This is a genomic window from Streptomyces sp. NPDC002130, from assembly GCF_040296465.1.
Taxonomy (GTDB): Bacteria; Actinomycetota; Actinomycetes; order Streptomycetales; family Streptomycetaceae; genus Streptomyces.
Genome location: NZ_JBEOXI010000189.1, coordinates 1 through 16420, shown reverse-complemented (window position 1 = coordinate 16420; position 16420 = coordinate 1). Strand labels below are relative to the sequence as shown.

The 16420-nt window shown below is 72.7% G+C and carries 9 protein-coding genes; 4 read left to right on the top strand and 5 right to left on the bottom strand.

Features of this window, described 5'->3' with window-relative positions; genetic code table 11:
- Nucleotides 1-70: 70 nt before the first annotated feature.
- The 5 genes from ABT116_RS29400 to ABT116_RS29380 all read right to left on the bottom strand — a co-directional run bounded on the left by ABT116_RS29400 (nt 71) and on the right by ABT116_RS29380 (nt 4607).
- A complete protein-coding gene (locus ABT116_RS29400; protein WP_351640100.1) occupies nt 71-1246 on the bottom strand; it encodes an acyl-CoA dehydrogenase family protein in 1176 nt (391 codons plus the stop codon).
- A gap of 85 nt (nt 1247-1331) precedes the next feature.
- On the bottom strand, nt 1332-1778 hold the full coding sequence (locus ABT116_RS29395; RefSeq protein WP_351640098.1) for a YybH family protein: 447 nt from the start codon (nt 1776-1778) through the stop codon (nt 1332-1334).
- 47 nt (nt 1779-1825) lie between these two features.
- Nucleotides 1826-3250: a flavin monoamine oxidase family protein gene (locus ABT116_RS29390; RefSeq protein WP_351640097.1), complete on the bottom strand. Its 1425-nt coding sequence runs from the start codon at nt 3248-3250 to the stop codon at nt 1826-1828.
- A gap of 121 nt (nt 3251-3371) precedes the next feature.
- Nucleotides 3372-3752, bottom strand: coding sequence for a YybH family protein (locus ABT116_RS29385; protein WP_142158600.1), 381 nt, complete (start codon nt 3750-3752; stop codon nt 3372-3374).
- A gap of 267 nt (nt 3753-4019) precedes the next feature.
- A complete protein-coding gene (locus ABT116_RS29380; RefSeq protein WP_350710618.1) occupies nt 4020-4607 on the bottom strand; it encodes a maleylpyruvate isomerase N-terminal domain-containing protein in 588 nt (195 codons plus the stop codon).
- A gap of 245 nt (nt 4608-4852) precedes the next feature.
- Here ABT116_RS29380 and ABT116_RS29375 point away from each other — a divergent pair, with 245 nt between their 5' ends.
- The 4 genes from ABT116_RS29375 to ABT116_RS29360 all read left to right on the top strand — a co-directional run.
- Complete coding sequence (locus ABT116_RS29375) at nt 4853-6028, top strand: acyl-CoA dehydrogenase family protein (protein ID WP_351640095.1); 1176 nt, start codon at nt 4853-4855, stop codon at nt 6026-6028.
- Between the two features lie 87 nt (nt 6029-6115).
- The gene (locus ABT116_RS29370) at nt 6116-7003 is read left to right on the top strand and encodes an NAD(P)-dependent oxidoreductase (protein WP_351640093.1); all 888 of its coding nucleotides are present in this window, start codon (nt 6116-6118) and stop codon (nt 7001-7003) included.
- Nucleotides 7004-7192: 189 nt separating this feature from the next.
- Nucleotides 7193-8617, top strand: coding sequence for a flavin monoamine oxidase family protein (locus ABT116_RS29365; protein WP_351640091.1), 1425 nt, complete (start codon nt 7193-7195; stop codon nt 8615-8617).
- A gap of 226 nt (nt 8618-8843) precedes the next feature.
- Nucleotides 8844-16420 (top strand): SDR family NAD(P)-dependent oxidoreductase (locus ABT116_RS29360; RefSeq protein WP_351640089.1); only part of this gene is annotated, 7577 nt, incomplete at its 3' end.

The following is a 16420-nucleotide window of genomic DNA, read 5'->3' as shown; positions in this document are numbered from 1 at the left end:
CCCGCCTGGCCGAGGTGGTCACGCGTCTCGCCCGCCGCACCGGCCGGCCGCCGCCGCGGGAGGCCGGCCGTCACAGGAAGTACGTGCCCGGGTCCATGCCGACCAGGACCCGTCCCTGGACCTCCAGGTTGGCGTCCCGCTGGACCAGGGCGTGCAGCGCGAAGCCCTGGATGTCACGGTGGAACCGCTGCAGGGCGACCTCGCGCCGGATGACCGAGCCGCCGCTCGCCGCGTACAGCACCTCCACGGCCTCCTTGGCGAGCTGCGCCGCGTACGCCGTCCGGCCGCGGACCACGGCCTTCTCCTCGTCGGTGGGCTGTTCGCCGGCGTCGGCCCGGCTCTGCAGCACCTCCAGCCACAGATCCGCCAGGGCCTCGGCGGCGTCGATCTTGTTGGCGGCCGTGGCGACCTGGATCTGCGTGAGCGGGTGCAGCTTCTGGTCGGTCCAGTCGGTGTACGTGATGCCGCGGCCGGGCAGGCGCTCCAGGAACAGCTCGAAGGCGCCGCGCGCGATGCCGGTGAACGCGGCCGCGACGCCGGACAGGACGTACCCGAGCAGGCCGTAGTTGCGGCCGGTGGCGCCGGTGTTCTCGCGGTCGCCGGTCGCGCTGACCATGGCCTCCTCCAGGGAGACCACGCGGTGGGCGGGCACGAACACGTCCTGGGCGGTGGTGGTGCAGCTGCCGGTGGCGGCTCCCGCGCTGACGTGCCAGTCGTCGGTGACCTCCAGCTCGGAGACCGGGACCAGCGCGACGAGTTCCTCGTGACTGCCGTCGGGGCGCTCCACCATCGCGGCGAGCAGGTCCCAGTCGGCGCCCCGGACACCGGAGTTGTAGCCCCACCTGCCGGTGAGGCGGTAACCGCCCTCGACGGGGGTGAGGGTGCCGGTCGGGGCGAAGACGATGGACACCCGGGTGTTGCCGCCCTCGAACACCTCCTTCTGCGCCCGGTCGGGGTAGAGGGAGGCGCACCAGGTGCTGGTGAGCCACACCATGGTCAGCCAGCCGGTGGACGGGCAGCCCCGGGCGACCTCGGCGATGACCTTGAACTGGTCGGCGACGCCGAGGTCGAGCCCGCCGTGGGCGCGGGGCACCGCGGCGCGGAACACCCCGGCCTTGTCCAGCAGCCGGATGTTCTCGTCGGGGATCCAACGCCGTTCCTCCGCGTCCGCGCCGTTCGCGCGCAGCGTGGGGACGGCATCGCGTACGGCGTCCAGCACGGACGCCAGGTCTTGCTGATCGGTCATCGTCTCTCCGTCGTTTCGTCGGGCCATCTGGGGTTTTCCGGCACGGCGGAGCCCCCCTGGCGCACCAGGGGGGCTCCCGGGTGCGCTAGTCGGCGACGAGACCGGTCGCGGCCACCGGGCGGTCGATGGCCATCAGCCAGCGGCCGTCCTCGGTCTTGCGGAGCACGTCGGTGCAGACACCCTCCAGCCGGACCGGCTCACCGTCGGGGCCGGTGGTGTCGATGGCGTACTCGACCCCGATCAGCGCCACGTCACCGGCGACGTACGAGTGGGTGACGCTCGCCTCGAGGGTCGGCTTCGAGGCCAGGAACTCCTTGAAGAAAGCCAGCCGGTCGGCTCCCGTCAGGGGTTCGCCCGAGAAGTTCGACACGGAGTCGTCGAGGTAGAGGCGGTTGAACAGTTCGCCGTCACCCGAGTTGAAGACCTGGATGAAGATCTCGTTCTGGATGTCCGTGTCGGAGGTGAGGTCGGGGCGTTCCGGGTCGAAGGGGACGGTGAAGGACGTGGCTGGCGTGGCCGGCGTTGCTGACATGGGGATGCGGTTCCCTTCCGGGGGGTGGGTGGGTGATGCCTCGGTGGTCATTCCTCGCCCGCTGCCTGCCGTGCGGCACGCAGACCGGACTCGATGGCGCCGTCGATGTAGCCGCTCCAGCCGTTGGCTATGTCGCCGCTGGCGAAGGAGAGTCGCCCGCTGGTGTAGGTGACCTCCGGGTAGAGCGTGGTGAGCTGCCGCGGCTTGCGGAACGCCCAGCCGCCGCGCGCGTAGGGATCGCGGCCCCAGTCGTGCGCCTTGACGTCGATGACGTCCAGGTTCACGCCGAGCTGCTGCACGGCCTTCTTCACCTGGGCGGTGTTCGTCGGGTCGAGCCCGGGAGCGGTGCTGAAGGCGACGTAGAGCATGCCGTCGGAGGTTTCCTTGAACGGCAGCAGCATGGGGATCGCGGAGCCGCCCTCGGCGCCCTGGCCGTAGACCCGGCCGGCTCCCTTGCGGGCGTGGATCCACAGCTTCACCGCATTGGCCACGGCGATGCCCTGGCTCGTCGCGGCGGTGAGCGCCGGGGGCAGGGACGGGCTGAACTTCACCGTGCTCAGGGCGTTGACCGGCATCGCGACGACGACCGCGGTGGCGCTGTAGCGCGTGCCGGAGGTGGTGGTGACGTACACCAGAGACCCGGTGTCGTTCACCGAGGCGACCGGCGAGCTGAGCTTGATCGTCGGCTTGGCCTCGTTGACCATCGCCTGGAGCAGGGCCTTGGTGCCCTTGGCGATGCGCCAGCGCATGGTGTCGTTCCACCCTGCGTTGGTGTGACCGGCCAGGGCCCACCAGTGGGCGAACATGGTGAAGGCACCGGCCGTGCTCGCGCCGCCGGCGTAGACCGCGGTCTGCCCGTTGACGAGGAGTTCCTCCTCGCGCGTGAGGGCGAGCTGGGTCAGGCGGTCGCGCAGCGTCAGCTTGTCCAGGCTCTGCAGCAGGTCGGCCCGGTGCAGGGGCTGGAACGGCTTCTCGAAGTACGTCCGCGTACCGTCGAACATGCGCTCGAAGACGGTGCCCATCCGGCCGAACCCGTCCTCGGGCGTGAACTGCCGCGGGCCGTTCGGCGTCGGCAGCCACGTGGTCGAGATCGGCTCGTCCTCTTCCAACGCCAGCTTGTACCGGGTGAGTTCGGCGCCGAGGTAGGGCTGGGTCGGCTCGACCCAGGTCCCGCCGCGCTCGATCAGCTGGCCGCCGTAGGTGTCCGTCCAGGTGCGGCCGCCGATGCGGTCACGGGCCTCAAGGACGAGCACCCGCTTGCCACGGGCGCGCAGTTCGCGGGCCGCGGTGATGCCGGCGAAACCCGCGCCGATGACGATGACGTCCCAGTCCGCCGCGGCGCCGCGGGTGGCGGCCGAGGCGGCCGGGGCGAGCGTGGTGAGGGCGGGTACCGTGACGGCGGCCGCCCCGGCCGCCTTGAGCAGGGTGCGGCGCGTCGGCCGCCGCCCGCTGATGGGTCCGGTGCTGTGCATGGTGCTGTGTGTCCCCCGTGTACTCGGTGCGGGCCCGCCGTGCGGAACCGGCATCTCACTCATGGGCCAAGGTGCTTTCGGTGCTGCGTGCTCGTGCTGCGTGCCGCGGCGCTCGCGCCGGTCAGCTCGCCTGGCCGTACGGGTCGTCGATGGCGTAGCGCCACACCCCGTCCTCGCCGCGGGTCAGCACGTCCACCCCGACACCGGCCAGGTGGTCGGTGGTGCCGTCGGCGCCGGTGATGTCGATCGTCCAGTCGACGATCATCAGCGCGGTCTCACCGGTCACGAACACCTGCCGGGGCTTGGCCGCCATGCGCGGCCCGGCCTCGAGGAATTCCCGCTGGTACTTCCGGCGTTCGTCACCACTGAGCGGCTTGCCCGGTTCCCATACGGCGACCGCGTCGGCGGTGTAGAACTTCTCGACCGTCTCGTAGTCGCCGGCGTTGACGGCCTCGACGTAGCGTGCGGTGTGGTTTTCCAGTTCCGCGACGAGCTCGGACATGGCGGAAATCGACCTGCCTTCTTGGCTGGAGAGACGTTTGAGGAGAACGTTCAGGAGAAAGGAACGTTCCACGCGGGTGCTGCACGGGCAGTGCGGGTGCTCGTGCATTTCCGGGCCGACACTATTCGGGCGAGTTCAACGTTCCAGCCACGCTGCGGTAATGCCGTGGTCTCCCGGCGGGCGGGGCCGACATGACAGTGCCGCCGGGCGACTGCGTGCGAGTCGCCCGGCGGCAGGTGATCCGGTGAGCGTGGGGCAGGGGCGGCCTCAGGCCTGGCGCACCCGGCCGTCCCAGCGCCAGGCGCCGCGGCGCGGCAGCCCGGGCAGTGCGGCGCGTCCCGTGCACCACAGCAGGGTCTCGGCGGGGGAGTGACCGGTGGGCGCGTCGGGGAAGAGCCGCTCGACCACCGGCGCCGCCAGGGCGTCCGACGGCGTGTACTCCACGCCTACCGCCTGCGCGATGTCCCGTCCGTGGACGACGAGTTCGAGCACGCCCATCGCGGCGAAGCCGGCCGCGTCCGAGTGGCCGTACGGGTGCCAGGCGCGAACCTCCGGCGGGGTGTCGCGGACGGTGCCGGCGAGCAGCGTGCCCGCGATCCGGATGCCCTCCAGGGCGGCCGGCACCGGCGCGTGGCCGTCGATCGAGGAGAACAGGGTGATGTAGCGGTCGGTGGGGCGGGCGATGAGCAGACCCGCGTACCCCACCACCCCGAGCGCGATGTGCGAAAGGGTCTCACGACAGCTCCAGTCCAGATCACCCGCCTTTCCGCGCCAGTCCTGATCTGCTCCCTTTTCCAGTGCCGAGGTCGTGTCCTCGGCCGCCGTACGTACGAGTTCGGGCCATGAAAGAGTCATGCTGGGATGGTCCCACACAGGCCTTTGCGACCACCGTCCGACCATTTCCCGGTCAGTGCCCGGTAATTCTCCGGTAATTGTGCGTCAGATCCCCTCCGGTTTCCGGAGGTACGGCAGTGATGACCGGGCGATGAGTGTGCTCTTACTCATTTCTCCGAGGCCTTCGTTAAGGTTTTGAACTGCCGGGGAGCGTTGGGTTCTCGCGCCTCTCGACCGGCAGTAGGAATCACAATCGAGGAGCCGGAATGGCCACGAACGACGACCTGGCAGCCGTACTGGAAGCCGTGGACAGCATCGTCCCGACCCTGCGCGAGAACGGCCGCGCCGCCGAGGACCGCGGCTGGCTGCTGGACGAGAGCATCGAACTCCTGGAGAAAGCCGGGGTGTTCCGCATGGCCGTGCCGCGCCGGTTCGGCGGGCTCGACCTGCCGCTCGCCGACCAGGCCCGGGTCATCACCGAGATCGGCCGCGGCTGCCCCGCCGCCGCGTGGGTGACGATGGTCTGGGTGACGAGCACATGGACGGCGACGCTCTACCCCGACCGGGCCCAGGAGGAGGTCTTCGCGTCCGGCTCCGTCAAGATCTCCAGCGCGTTCGCGCCGACCGGTGTCGCCGTCCCCACCGAGGGCGGCTACCTCCTCAACGGCACCTGGAAGTTCAACACCGGCTGCAAGGGCGCCGACTGGGACTTCACCGCCGCGATGGTGCGCAACCCGGACGGCACCGAGGGCGAGATCATGGCCCTCGTCCCCATGTCCGACCTCAGAATCGTCGACGACTGGGACGTCTCGGCCGGTGCCGCCACCGGCAGCGCCACCGCGGTCGCCGAGGACGTCTTCGTGCCGGCCCACCACGCCGTGTCCTTCGAGGAGGTCATGGTCAGCGCGACCGGCGACCGCTCCAACATGGGCGCCACCGGCCGCAACTACGGCCTGCTCAGCTTCGTCATGGCCGAGTGCGCCGCCGTGTTCATCGGCATCGCGCGCGGCGCCTACGAACTGTTCCTCGAGCGCCTGCCCGGCCGCGGCATCACCTACACCGACTGGACCGACCAGAAGCTGCACCCGCTCACGCAGATCCAGGTCGCCACGGCCGCCAACAAGATCGACGCCGCCGAGGCCCTGTCGACCCGCTGGCTCACCCTCCTCCAGGAGCGCGCCGACGCCGGCGAGCAGCCCATCGACGCCGAGAAGGCGATCGTGCGCGGCCAGACCGGCTTCGCCGCCCAACTGGCCAAGGAAGCCGTGGAGATCCTCCACAACGCCAGCGGCGGCTCCGTCATCCGGCGCGACGTCCACCTGCAGCGCTTCCACCGCGACATCCAGGGCTTCTCGCTGCACGCGCTGGCCAACGCCGACGTCAACCTCGAACTCCAGGGCCGCGTCCTGGTCGGCCTGGAGCCCGGCACCGTCTTCCTCTGAGCCGACGCCCGGACCCCTCTTCTCACCGCCGGCGCGCCCCCGTGCCGGCTCGCTCAGCACACCACTTCGTACTGGAGGAACTGATTCATGGGTGACAACCACACCTCGGTGTCGGTGCTCGGCCTCGGCCTGATGGGGCAGGCCCTGGCCGCCGCCTTCCTGAAGGCGGGTCACGCCACCACCGTGTGGAACCGCTCGGCCGGCAAGGCCGACGGCCTCGTCAAGGACGGCGCGGTCCTCGCCGCGAACCCCGCCGACGCCGTCGCCGCGAGCGACCTGGTGGTCGTGTGCGTCTCGACCTACGACGTGGTGCACGACGTCATCGGCTCGCTCGGCGACGCCCTGCGCGGCAAGACCGTCGTCAACCTGACCACGGGCTCCTCCGAGCAGGCCCGGCAGACCGCCGAGTGGGCGGAGAAGAACGGCGCCCAGTACCTCGACGGCGCCATCATGATCACCCCGCCCGGCATCGGCGCCGAGACGTCCGTCCTCTTCTACGCGGGCGACCAGGCCGTCTTCGACGCCCACGAGCCCGTGCTGAAGCTCCTCGGCGGCGGCACCACCTACCTCGGCACCGACCACGGCAAGCCCGCCCTGTTCGACGTGTCGCTGCTCGGCCTGATGTGGGGCGCCCTCAACAGCTTCCTGCACGGCGTGGCCATCGTGGAGACCGGCGGCGTCAAGGCGCAGGAGTTCCTGCCGTGGGCCCACATGTGGCTCGACGCCATCAAGATGTTCACGGCCGACTACGCCGCGCAGATCGACGCCGGCGACGAGAAGTTCCCGGCCAACGACGCCACCCTGGAGACGCACCTGGGCGCGCTCAAGCACCTGGTCGAGGAGTCCGAGGCACTCGGCGTCGACACCGAACTGCCCAAGTACTCCGAGGCGCTGATGGAGGGCATCATCGCCCAGGGCCACGCCAAGAACAGCTACGCCAGCGTGGTGAAGGCGTACCGCCGCCCCAACCGGTAGGCGCCGGGCCCGGTATTCGCTTCACCCCCTGACGAAGGGGCCGGTTCCGAATCCCCCGTCGGAACCGGCCCCTTCTCCATGCCCCGAAACTCCGGCGCCCCGAAAATCCGGCGACGCGGTCGTTTTCTTCCGTCGATTCCTTGCGCTTTTCCGTCCCGCAATTCCCGCTCTTCGCGAAAGGTGTGTTCCATGACCGAGAACGGCGACAGCACGACCCCTCGCGCCCACGGACGCGTCACCAGAAGAACCGTCCTCAAGGCGGCGGGCGCCACCGCGCTCGCCGCCGGTGCCGCCACCGCGACGGCGTCCTCCGCCGCCGCGGCGGACGACAAGCCCTACGACGCCATCGTGGTCGGCGCCGGATACGCGGGCGGCACCGTCGCCCGCGAGCTGGGCGCCCGCGGCATGAAGGTCCTGGTCCTGGAGGCCCGCGGCCGGATCGGCGGCCGCATCGAACCCGGCACGCTGGCCGGGCAGCACATCGAACTGGGCGGCGGCTGGTTCGGCCCCGGCCAGGACCTGGTGGCCCGCGAACTGAAGCGCTACTCGCTCACCACCACCGAGGACGTGCACGCCACCCGCATGGTGATGCCCGGCCCGAACGGCTACGCCAGCCACTCCCCGCAGGAGGCCGGCGCCCGCCTCAACAGCCTCTTCGCGGACTTCTACGCCGGCTCCGAGCAGTACTTCGAGCGGCCCTACGAGCCGCTGCACCGCAAGGACCTGCTGGCGTCCGTGGACCGCCTCTCGCTGGCCGACCGCATCGCCCAGCTCCAGCTGACCGGCGTCGACCACGACTGGGTGAGCGGCGCCACCTCGGTGTTCGCCGGCGGCAACAAGACCGGCTCCCTCACCGGCCTCGCCCAGTGGTACCAGCTCGCCGGCGGCACCTACGACAGGTTCCTCTCGGTGATGAGCGAGCTGCCCGAGGGCGGCATGATCTCCATCCTGGAGCGGATGCTGCGCGAGTCCGGCGCGACCGTCAGCCTCAACTCGCCGGTGACGGCGATCCGCGAGCGCGGCGGCCTCACCCACGTGGAGGTCCGCGGCGGCCGGGTGTACCAGGCCCCGGTCGTCGTGCTCGCCACGCCCGTCAACATGTGGTCCACGCTCACCTTCGAGCCGGGCCTGCCCGAGGTGTACACCGACGCCGCCCGCGAGGGCCTCGGCGTCCCGCACGCCACCAAGCTGTGGCTGCGGGTGAAGGGCACCTCCGAGGCGGTCTCGGCCCAGGCCCCGGAGGGCGCCCCCATCCTGCTGCTCATCCCGCAGAAGCAGCTGCCCGACGGCCGCATCTTCGTGGCCTTCACCGGCCCCGCCCTCGACGTGTCCGACCCGCAGGCGGTGCGTGCCGCCGTGCGCGGGCTGCTGCCGGAGGCCAGGGTCGTCGAGTACCGGGCGAAGGAATGGCACAAGGACCCGTACGCGCGCGGCGGCTGGGGCCTGCGCCGGCCGGGACAGCTCCTGCGTCAGCTGCCGGACATCCAGCAGCCGTTCGGACGCATCGTCTTCGCGGGCGGTGACATAGCGAGCGGCTGGAACGGCGCCTTCGTCGAAGGCGCCCTGGAGTCCGGCTTCCGTGCCGCGGAACAGGCCGCGACCCTCGCCGGCTGACCGACGGCAGCGCCATGACCGGGCGGTGGGAAACGGGGAGTGCGGTCCCCGTCAACCGTCCGGTCATGGCGCCTTCTCCTTTTCGCCTCCCCTTTCGCCCGCACCGAATTACCGAAGCGAGGCCGGACACTGAGAAGCGGGAGAGATACCCCTGCCTACGATCGGGCCGAACATTCCCCCACTCAGCAGTCTTGCGGTAATTCGGCCGAAAGGGCAGTCGAGCGCGATGACGAATCAGCACCAGTCCGAATCGATCGGGACGCGCCGTGCACGGAGCGAGAAAATCGCCGTCGTCGGCCTTTCCTGCCGTCTGCCCGGAGCCGGGAATCCCGAGGCCTTCTGGGAGCTGCTGAGCACCGGCCGCTCCGCCATCACCCCGGCCCCGGCGGACCGTTGGCAGCCCGCCACCGGCGAGGCCGCGCCCGCCGGTACGGAACCCGGTCTGCGCCACGGAGGCTTCCTCGAACGCGTCGACACCTTCGACGCCGGCTTCTTCGGCATCGCCCCGCGCGAGGCCCGCGTCATGGACCCGCAGCAGCGCCTCGTCCTCGAACTGGCCTGGGAGGCACTGGAGAACGCCGGGATCGTCCCGGCCACCCTGCGCGGCAGCCGCACCGCCGTCTTCGTCGGCACCCTGCGCGACGACTACGCCGCCCTGCTCTACCGGCACGGCGCCCGGGCCGTCACCCAGCACACCATGACCGGCGTCAACCGCGGCGTGATCGCCAACCGCGTCTCCTACCACCTCGGGCTGCGCGGCCCCAGCCTCACCGTCGACTCGGCCCAGTCGTCCTCGCTGGTCGCCGTGCACCTGGCGTGCGAGTCGCTGCGCACCGGCGAGTCCGACGCGGCCATCGTCGCCGGGGTCAACCTCAACATCCTCGCCGAGGCCGCGGTCGCCGGGGAGCGCTTCGGCGGCCTCTCTCCCGACGGCACCACCTACACCTTCGACGCCCGCGCCAACGGCTTCGTACGCGGCGAGGGCGGCGGCGCCGTCGTCCTCAAGCCGCTGTCCCGGGCCCTCGCCGACGGCGACGACGTCCTCGGGGTCATCCACGCCAGCGCCGTCAACAACGACGGCGCCACCCCCGGACTGACCGTGCCCGGCCAGGAGACCCAGGAACGGGTCCTGCGCGAGGCGTACGAGCGCAGCGGCCTCGACCCCGACGCCGTCCAGTACGTCGAACTGCACGGCACCGGCACGCCGGTCGGCGATCCCGTCGAGGCCGCCGCACTCGGCGCGGTGCTGGGCGCGTCCCGCTCCGGCGCCGGACCGCTGCGGGTCGGGTCCGCGAAGACCAACGTGGGCCACCTGGAGGGCGCCGCCGGCATCGTCGGCCTGATCAAGACCCTGCTGGCACTGCGCCACCGCCGGCTGCCCGCCAGTCTCAACTTCGACACCCCGAACCCGGCGATCCCGCTGGCGGACCTCGGCCTGGAGGTGCAGCGCGAGACGGGTGACTGGCCCGACCCCAACCGGGCGCTGATCGCCGGGGTCTCCTCGTTCGGCATGGGCGGCACCAACGCCCACGTGGTGCTGGGCGAGGGACCGGACACACCGTCACCGGCCGAGGCTCCCGACACCGGCGGCGTCCTGCTGCCCTGGGTCGTCTCCGGCCGTGACGCCGCCGCCCTCGCCGCGCAGGCCGACCGGCTGCGCGCCGCAGTGACCGCCGTGCCCGAGCCCCGCCCCGAGGACGTCGGCCGCTCCCTGGCCACCACCCGCACCGTCTTCGACCACCGCGCCGTCGTCCTCGCCGACGACCACGCCGGCATGGTCGCGGGCCTGACCGCCCTGGCCGGGGGCCGCGCCGCCGCGCCGGTCGTCACGGGCGCCGTCCGCCCGGGCGGGACGGCCTTCCTGTTCACCGGGCAGGGCGCCCAGCGCACCGGCATGGGCCGCGAACTGCGGGACACCTTCCCGGTGTTCCGCGCCGCCTTCGACGAAGTGTGCCGGGCCTTCGCCCCGCTGCTCGACCGGCCCCTCGCCGAGGTCGTGGATTCCGGGACCGGCCTGCACGACACCGCCTGGACCCAGCCCGCGCTGTTCGCCGTCGAGGTCGCCCTGTACCGCCTCGTCACCTCCTGGGGCGTCACCCCGGGCCACGTGGCCGGGCACTCCATCGGGGAGATCGCCGCCGCCCACGTCGCGGGCGTGCTGTCCCTCGACGACGCCGCCCGGCTCGTCGCGGCCCGGGGCCGCCTGATGCAGGAACTGCCGGCCGGCGGCGCCATGGTCGCCGTCGCGGCCGCCGAGGACGAGGTGCTGCCCCTGCTCGCCGCGCAGGACGGGCCGGTGGCCGTCGCCGCCGTCAACGGGCCGCGCGCGGTCGTGCTGTCCGGCGCGCTCGACAGCGTCACGGCCGTCGCGGAGCAGCTCGCCGCGCAGGGCCGCAAGACCCGCCGTCTCACGGTCAGCCACGCCTTCCACTCGCCGCTCATGGACCCGATGCTGGAGCCGTTCCGCGCCGTCGTGGAGGAACTGACCTTCCACGAGCCGCGGATCCCGGCCGTGTCCACGGTCACCGGCGCCGCCGTCGCACCGGGCCGGTGGACCTCGCCCGCCTACTGGGTCGAGCAGGTGCGCCGCCCGGTCCGCTTCCTCGACGCCGTACGCACCCTGGAGGAGCTGGGCGCCGCCACCCTGCTGGAACTGGGCCCCGACGGCGTCCTGACCGCGCTGGCCGCCGCGAGCGCCGACGACACCGGGAGCACCGCGCCCGTCGCCACGCTCCGCGCGGGGCGCGCGGAGGTCCGCTCCCTGCTCACCGGCGTCGCGGCCGCGTTCGTCCGCGGCACGCCCGTCGACTGGGCGGCCGTGCACGCCGGGTTCCCGGGCCGCCGCGTCCCGCTCCCCACCTACGCCTTCCAGCGCGAGCGTCACTGGATCGACGGCCCGGCCGCCCCCGCCGCACAGGCACCGGCGCTGCCCGAAGCAGCGACCGGCACACCCCTGGCTGCCCAGGCCCCCGACGGCACCGCGCCCCCGTCCGCCCCGGCTCCCGACGGCATCGCGCCCCCGTCCGCCCCGGCCCCCGACGCCACCGCCCTCGTGCTGGAGCGGGTCGCAGCCGTGCTGGAGCACACCGACATCCGGCGCGTCGACCCGCACGCCGCGTTCAAGGACCTCGGCTTCGACTCCCTGATGACGGTCGAGCTGCGCAACCAGCTCGCCACCGCCACCGGCCTCAAGCTGCCCAGCGGCCTGCTGTTCGACCACCCCACCCCGGCCGCCCTCATCGCCCACCTCACCACCCTCCTCACCGGCCCGGACACCGCCGAAGCCACCGAGGACCGTCCGACCGGCACCTCCGACCCGGCGCACGAACCCATCGCCATCGTCGGCATGGCCTGCCGCTACCCCGGCGGCGTCACCTCGCCCGAGGAGCTGTGGCACCTGGTCGCCGACGGCCGGGACGCCATATCCGGCTTCCCGGGCGACCGGGGCTGGGACGCGGACCTCTACGACGCCGACCCCACGCACGGCGGTCACAGCACCGTCCGCGAGGGCGGCTTCCTGCACGACGCCGCCCTCTTCGACAACGAGTTCTTCGGGATCTCGCCCCGCGAGGCCCTCGCCATGGACCCGCAGCAGCGCCTCCTCCTGGAGACCGCCTGGGAGGCCGTCGAACGGGCCGGCCTGGACGCCGCCGCCCTCAAGGGCACCCGCACCGGCGTGTTCGTGGGCGCCACCACCCTCGACTACGGGCCCCGGATGCACGAGGCCCCGGACACCGTCGAGGGGCACCTCCTCACCGGCACCACCCCGAGCGTCATGTCCGGCCGCATCGCCTACCAGCTCGGGCTCCTCGGCCCGGCCGTCACCGTCGACACGGCCTGCTCCTCCTCGCTGGTCGCCCTGCACATGGCGGTGCGCTCGCTGCGCACGGGTGAGACCAATCTGGCCATCGCGGGCGGCGCGACCGTCATGTCGTCGCCCGGCATGTTCGTGGAGTTCTCCCGCCAGCGTGGCCTGGCCGCAGACGGACGCTCCAAGTCCTTCGCCGCGTCCGCCGACGGCACCTCCTGGGCCGAGGGCGTCGGCCTCCTGGTCGTGGAGCGCCTGTCGGACGCGATCCGCAACGGACACCGGGTGCTGGCCGTCGTACGGGGCAGCGCCATCAACCAGGACGGCACCGGCAACGGCCTGACCGCCCCGGTCGGCCCCTCCCAGCAGCGCGTCATCCGCGACGCCCTGTCCGACGCCCGTCTGACGCCTGCCGAGGTGGACGCGGTGGAGGCGCACGGTACGGGGACGCGGCTGGGTGACCCGATCGAGGCGCAGGCGTTGCTGGCGACGTACGGCCAGGACCGGGAACAGCCGTTGTTCCTGGGTTCGTTGAAGTCGAACATCGGTCATGCGCAGGCGGCGGCCGGTGTCGGTGGTGTCATCAAGATGGTGCAGGCGATGCGGCACGGTGTGCTGCCGCGGACGCTGCACGTGGACGAGCCGTCGCCGTTCGTGGAGTGGGACACCGGCTCGGTCGAGCTGCTGAGCGAGCAGCGCGAGTGGACCGCCAGGGACGGCGTGCCGCGTCGCGCGGGCGTCTCCTCCTTCGGCATCAGCGGGACCAACGCACACGTGGTGGTCGAGGAGTTCGCGCCCGCGGCGGTCGCCGCCGAGCGGCCCGAGCTGCCGGGGCCCGTTCCGTTCGTGCTGTCCGCGCGGGACGAGGCCGCGCTGCGCGGCCAGGCACGGCGTCTGCACGACCACCTCGACCGCCACCCCGAGGATGCTCTCGCGGACCTCGGCTGGTCCCTCGGCACCCGGCGGGCCCGGCACAACCGCGGAGCCGTGGTGGTCGCCCGGGACCACGCCGAACTGCTCGACGGCCTCGCAGCGCTGAGCCGCGGTGAGACCACACCCGCGGCGCAGCGCACCCCCGCGCCCACGCGCGGAAAGACCGCCTTCCTGCTGACCGGACAGGGCGCTCAGCGCCTCGGCATGGGCCGCGAACTGTACGAGACATCCCCGGTGTTCGCGGCGGCCCTCGACGAGGTGTGCGCCCACCTGGACCCCGAACTCATGCGTCCGCTGAAGTCGGTGCTCTTCGCCGCCGAGGACAGCGCGGACGCCGCGCTGCTCGACCAGACGGCGTTCACCCAGACCGCGCTGTTCGCCCTGGAGACCGCGCTGTTCCGCCTCGCCGAACACCACGGCCTAACCCCGGACTTCCTGCTCGGCCACTCGATCGGCGAGGTCACCGCCGCCCACCTCGCGGGCGTCCTCGACCTGCCCGACGCCTGCGTCCTCGTGGCCGAACGCGGCCGGCTGATGCAGGCCGCCCGGGAGGGCGGCGCCATGGCGGCCGTCGAAGCCACCGAGGCCGCGGTCCGCGCCGCGCTCGCCCCCTACGGCGACCGGATCGCGGTCGCCGGGGTCAACGGGCCGCGTGCCACGGTCATCTCGGGCGACGCCCTCGCCGTGGACGAACTCACCGCCCGGTTCAAGAAGGGGGGCGCCCGGGTCAAGCGCCTCCCCGTCAGCCACGCCTTCCACTCGCCGCACATGGACGAGATCCTGGAAGAGTTCCGCGCGATCGCCGAGGACCTCACCTTCCACGCGCCGCGCATCCCGATCGTCTCCAACGTCACCGGCGCACTGGCCACGGCCGAGGACCTCGCCTCGCCCGACTACTGGGCGCGCCACATCCGCGAAGCCGTCCGCTTCCTCGACGGCGTACGCCTGCTGGAGGCGGCGGGCGTCACCGAGTGGGTGGAACTCGGCCCCGACGGTGTGCTGAGCGCCCTGGTCGCCGAGTCCCTGGAGCAGAGGTCCGGGGTCGTGGCGCCGGTCCTGCGCCGGGGCCGTCCCGAGCCGGAGGTGTTCGCGACCGCCCTCGGGCTGCTCGCCGCGCGCGGCACCGACATCCGCTGGGACACCGTCTTCCCCGGCGCACACGGCACCGACCTGCCGCTGTACGCGTTCCAGCGGCAGCGCTACTGGCTCGACGCGCCCACCACCGTCACGGACGCCGCGGGCTTCGGGCTCGTGGCGGCCGACCATCCGCTGCTCGGCGCCGCCGTCCCGCTGGCCGACCGCGACGAACACGTCCTCACCGGCCGGCTGGCACGCGGCACGCACCCCTGGCTGACCGAGCACACCGTCGCCGGCACCGTGCTCGTGCCCGGCACCGGACTGCTCGAACTCGCACTACGGGCGGGTGAACAGCTCGGCGCCGCAACCGTCGAGGAACTCACCCTCGCCGCCCCCCTCGTACTGCCCGAACGCGGCGGCGTGCACCTCCAGGTGTCCGTCGGCGCCGAGGACACCGACGCGACCCGCCCGGTGCGCATCCACGCCCGGCCCCACGGCGACCCCGGCCACGACGGGACCTGGACCCTGCACGCGTACGGCACTCTGAGCGCCGCGAGCGACACGGCCGGCGGATCGCTCACGGTCTGGCCTCCCGCGGGAGCCCGGGAGATCGACCTCACCGGCGCCTACCAGCGTCTCGCCGCGCAGGGCTACGGATACGGGCCCGCGTTCCGCAACCTGCGCCGGCTCTGGACGGCCGGTGACGACCTCTGCGCCGAGGTCGCCCTCGACGACGACAGGCGCGGCGAGGCACGCCGGTTCACCCTCCACCCGGCCCTGCTCGACGCCGCCCTGCACCCGCTGCTTCCCGGGGTCGCCGGGGACGGAGGCCGGTCGCTGCTGCCGTTCTCCTGGGCCGGAGTGAGCACGACCGCCGCGGGCGCGTCCGTGCTGCGGGTCCGGCTCGCCGGAGCAGCGGCGCCCGAGGCCGCGAACGGCGGCTCCACGACCGTCGCGCTCACGGTGGCCGACGGTTCGGGCGCACCGGTCGCCGAGGTGGCGGAGCTGACTCTGCGCCCGCTGTCCGCCGAGTCGCTGCGCGCAGCTGACGCCGGATCCGCCGACGGCCTGCTCAGGGTCGAGTGGAGCAGGCCTGCCGCCGCGGACGCCACGGCCGACCTCACCACCTGGGCGGTCCTCGGATCCGCGCCGGACCTCGGCCTGCCGGACGGCACGGTCCGCTCCTACGCCGACCTCGGAGAGCTCGCACGGGCCGTCGACACGGGCACGCCCGCGCCCGCGGTCGTCCTCGCTCCCCACTTCTTTGCACCGGCCGGCGAGACACTGCCGGACAGCGCGCGGGAGGCGGCCCGCCAGGCGCTCGTCCAAGTGCAGGAATGGCTCGCCGACGACCGTTTCGCGGACTCCCGTCTCGTGGTCACCACCCGGGGCGCCGTGGCCACCGCGGCCGACGAGGACGTCACCGACCTGGCCCACGCCCCGCTGTGGGGCCTGCTGCGCACGGCACAGTCGGAGAGCCCCGGACGCCTCCAGCTCCTGGACCTCGACGCCACGGACGCGGCCGCCCTCACGGCCGCTGTCGCCTCGGGTGAGGCGCAGGTGGCGGTGCGGTCGGGTGAGTTGGTGGTGCCGAGGTTGCGTCGGGCGGTGCCGGGTGGCGGTGGTGATGTCGCCTGGGGTGAGGGTCCGGTGCTGGTGACGGGTGGTACGGGTGGTCTGGGTGCTGTTGCGGCCCGGCATCTGGTCCAGGTGCATGGGGTGCGTTCGCTGGTGTTGGTGAGCCGGCGTGGTGAGGCGGCGCCCGGTGCGGGCCAGTTGCGGTCGGAGCTGGAGGCGCTGGGTGCTTCGGTGACGGTGGCGGCGTGTGATGTGACCGACCGGTCGGCGCTGGCCGAACTGCTCGCCGGGGTCGGTGAGTTGTCGGGCGTGGTGCACACGGCGGGTGTGCTGGATGACGTGACGGTGGAGGGTCTGACGCCCGAGCGGTTGCATGCGGTGTTGCGTCCGAAGGTGGACGCGGCGTG